This is a genomic window from Endozoicomonas sp. ONNA1 (genome assembly GCF_024606325.1).
GTDB lineage: Bacteria > Pseudomonadota > Gammaproteobacteria > Pseudomonadales > Endozoicomonadaceae > Endozoicomonas_A.
The window spans coordinates 1-4,264 of record NZ_JAHHPN010000754.1; the positions used below are offsets into that span (position 1 = coordinate 1).

A 4,264-nucleotide genomic window follows, 5' to 3' on the forward strand; every position below is an offset into this window, starting at 1 on the left:
TGGACCTGACCAACCGGGGCGATTACACGCACAGGATGCTCACACCTTTCCAGCACTGGCTGGAACGCTACGGTGTTGATCTTGACCGAACCGGCCAATATGCCTTCCACACCGGCATTGAACAAGTCACTGAATTGGGCGGACTGACAATGCCTTTCGGCAAAGCCGCTTCCTCAGTTATTCTGCTGAAAACCGGCTCTATGCTGTTTAACAGACAATACAACGCCAACCCCCATAGATATCGCAGCCTTTTCCGTCTGGTGCCCGAAATCGTGAAATCCATGACTTCCGGACAAGGAGTTCAGGTACCGCTGCTGCACAGGATCACACCAGATAAAGTGAAAAGCCTGGCTTCTGTCACAGCCGGTCTGGTGCTGGGCCCGGTAGCCACGGCCGGATCATACGCCCACGGCCTTTTATCTGGGTTTACCTACGCTCAAACCTTCGGATTTGCTCTGGCGTCGAGTCTCACTTTTGACTTCTTCATGAACGACAACAAGGTACTCACTCAGTGGCTCGGCGGACCACTGGGCCGTAGTCTTGACAAGCTCAATCGCTGGAGAAGCGTGGGTGAAACGGAATCTGACTATGCGAAACGTGCTGCCACTGCCACACCTCAACGCTTCAATGAAACGGATGAAGAGTATGCCAACCGTGTTAAAGCAAACAAAGTGATGCATGGCTGGACCAGAAACGAGAATTATCTTCAGTTCCGTGAACGACGTGATCGCTCTATGAAGATGTATGAGCATGGCTGGGAAAAATACTTCAGGGATAATGTACCTAAATGGTCATTCTCCCATGCAGAAAGTATTCCGTACTCTTACACTCTGGGTGCCTTCTACGAATGGTTGGCAAAAGGGCATCTGTAGTGATTTCTTTCAGGTCGTCGGGCCATCGATCAAACCCTGTTATAAGGCATGCATGAATGTATTCCTGCTCTGAAAAAACAACTCAATTTTACTGGCATTGGACTTTGCCACTGTGAACTAAATTCGCTCAACGGCTCACCGGATTGGCCACTGTGAACTAAATTCACTCAACAACTTACCGGAACAGCCTTGAGCTATTGACAGCCCAGAGTTACTGGAAGTTGCTCTCTCAACTGGTGTAAACATCACTTTTCACGGTATAGAAAGTTATCAGCCTTGAGGTAGTCGAATGACACATGCTCGCCCCCATGCACTGAACCTGGCAGTGGCCGTTGCAATCAGCTCTTCCATCATTGGCACGCAGGCACTGGCGGAACGCAGACTGCAGACAAAATCCATCGATATTGCGGGCAATGGTCATACAGAGTTTACCCAGAGTGAGGTCATGGTTCAGCCCACTTTAGGTGATGACCAGCAGCCAATACCCAAATCCTTTACCACCACCTACCCTGACCAGGCTCAAGCCACAGCGGGCTATAACATGCCTTCCGAAGGCTTCACAGACGTCCTTTCCGGCATCGCCGGTGGCGTTTCCACTGTTGATCTGTTTGAAACAGATGACAATGACATTGCTCAGAAATACACCAAAGTCCTCAAGATTGGTAATGAGGGGGTCTTCAGATTCACCCATAATCTGGCAGAAAAGAATCTGCTCATTGAAGTCAGATTCAGAATGACCCAACAAGATTCCATTGGGGCAGTTCGCGCTCAACTAGGCGACACCCAAACATTAGAGCCATTTACAGAAATTGCCTGCCCTGAGCATCTGGTCGGTGTGCTAAAAGGTGCGAGTGAAAAAGCAGGAAACCTTGGCGAAGTTGATCACTATGTTGCCCTTGCCACCCTTAAAGTAGACAAAGTTAAAGTGAATGGGCGCACCTTCATGCGTCTTATCGCTGCCGGCGTTCAGCCTCCTGAACTGCATCGCCTCGGTCAATCGCTCTTTGTTAATGATGAAGCTCTTTTTGCAGCAGCGACGTCCGCCTACACTCAGGTTCATATTCTGGGGAAAGATTTACAACAGAGAGCCCTGAATGATCTGTTGTCATACAATAAACCCGTCGGCTACGTTGTACACGTTGAGGATGAGAGCCAGTCTTATCCTGTGCCGGCGGGTTATCCAAAACTGGAAGTGACTGAGGCTCCGGGGGATATTATTGTTTTCCGTGGTCAGAAACAGAATCCGGCCGATCTCGCTTTTGTTGAAGGTTTCTATAAGCTCTGGGAAGAAGACGATGTCAATAACCCTAAACCTCCGGTAGCAACACAGGTAAAAAAAGACAAGGTCAAAGGCTACCATTACGTCATTCGAAGCAAACAGATGGCATTACTCGAGGAGATCGCTGCAAAGCACGATGCCCAATATGGCATAGATAAACTGATTACGCTTATGTACTATGAATCTCTCAAGCAGGCATTGGCAAGTGCTGCTCCAGATCAGGCAGATGAATTTGAATTCACAATAAGACACATTAGAGTCGCTTCATCGGTCGTCACGCCAACCCTGATGCATCATCAACTCGTAAAAAACTTCAGTTTCAAACCTACACTTACCAATCTTCTGAATAACCGGTTCTTTGTTTGGGATATTGAGAATACGGTATCTGTTGTCAGCGGCATCAACCTGGCGCAGGCTAACGCTCTTGGGGACGACGAAAGGTTTACTTCCAAAATCCTCGGCGACGTTCTCAGACAGCTGATTGAGATGGAAAACGAGCAGTCAAAGCCAGAGGGAGAAGAGGGCGGAGACACCGTCCTTAACAACCAGTTAAAGAGAGTCATTGCCAGTGACAAAGAAAAACACCGAACGCTTCAGCAAGCCCTGCACAGGGTCATTCAGCTGCACCTTCAGCAGCAGGCAGATGAGGTCGTTCAACCACCTGTTCAGAATCAACAAAAAAAGGAAGAACAGAAAAATGGGTCACCAAAACGTCATCATGAAGTCAAACGAACTCCCGTGCCGAAACAACCAGTTCGTAATTCCCGGCCAGTTGCTACAAGAGTTCAAAACGCTCCGGGGGCAGTAAAGCTGCCTGCGATTGAAGGCCCGTCCGGAATTACTCCGGCCCATGAAAACGACCTGGATGCCCGCTTTAAGACCGTTCAACCTCACCTGCCACACAAGAAAGAACTCACTGATACGGTTATTCATAATTACCTGGCTGACATTGAAATTCTGCTCGGTCTGGTCCCGGACAATAAAAAAGACCCGAAAGTGCGTCATCAGGCCATAAAGCAACACCTCAAACGGCAAGCAACACGAATCAACCAGCTTAGAAACGAGATAGTGTTGACGACGGAGAAAGCTACTGCCAGTGAAAAAGAAAAGCTCAGAGCACTTCAACTCAAGCAACAAATTAAAGATGAGCTTCTACAAGTTCGTAAGGAGAAGGAAGAACTGCAAAACCAGTCACAGATACTTCAGCAGAAAATCGAACAAATTCCAAAGCTGGTACAACAAGTTCGTGATGCCAGAGCAGATGCCACTAAAGCTCGAAACGCTCAACTGGCAGCAGAGCTTGAGATTAATGATTGGGATGATACCCAACCACCCGGGGAACAAGCCAGACTCATCCGACAGGAAATTCATAAAATCAAACAATTGCTGCCCGCAACAGAACAGCTTGATGAAGAAGCAGTAAAAGCAAAACCGGCGACTACCGGAGGCAAGCGCAGTATTACTTTGATCAATGAAAATGATATGGCTGCCCTTCCGTTCATTCCACAGCCGCTGCAACCAAACGAAGAACTATCCGATGAGGAAGCTCGGGAAAGACTGGCTTTTTTTGAAGGTAAGCTCAGCCTTATTCCGGAAAACAAGGATGATCTTGAAGCCCGCCATCAGCACCTGCAGAAGTGCATTAAGCAGCAGTTCTTTGAGGTCTTTCGACAAGATTTTCAGAATCAACAAGATTTGGCAAAACGGAGAAAATGGTTACATCCTGTCCAGGACGAAATCGATCGAATTCCAATGCAGAGAAAAGGAGCTCATGAAGCACTAGCAAGCAGACAAGGGGCAGCAGCGCTTGAAATTGATAATCGGGATGATACCCAGCCATCAGAAAAACAAGCCAGACTCATCATAGAGAAAGTTTATGAAATCAAGCAACCGGAAACTGTAACACCGCTTACCTCAACACCGGTTGCCTCAACACCGGTTGCCCTAACATCCATTGCCCCAACATCCATTGCCCCAACATCCATTGCCTCAACACCGGTTGCCCTAACATCCATTGCCCCAACATCCATTGCCTCAACACCGGTTGCCCTAACGTCCATTGCCCCAACATCTATTGCCCCAACATCTATTGCCCCAACATCTATTGCCCCAA

General features: G+C 48.2%; 2 protein-coding genes. Both read left to right on the forward strand.

Going from position 1 to position 4,264, the window contains the following annotated elements:
• Nucleotides 1–872: hypothetical protein (locus KDK19_RS18095; protein ID WP_257292518.1), on the forward strand; the 872-nt coding region annotated here is incomplete at its 5' end.
• 289 nt (nt 873–1,161) lie between these two features.
• Nucleotides 1,162–4,264: hypothetical protein (locus tag KDK19_RS18100; protein WP_257292519.1), on the forward strand; the 3,103-nt coding region annotated here is incomplete at its 3' end.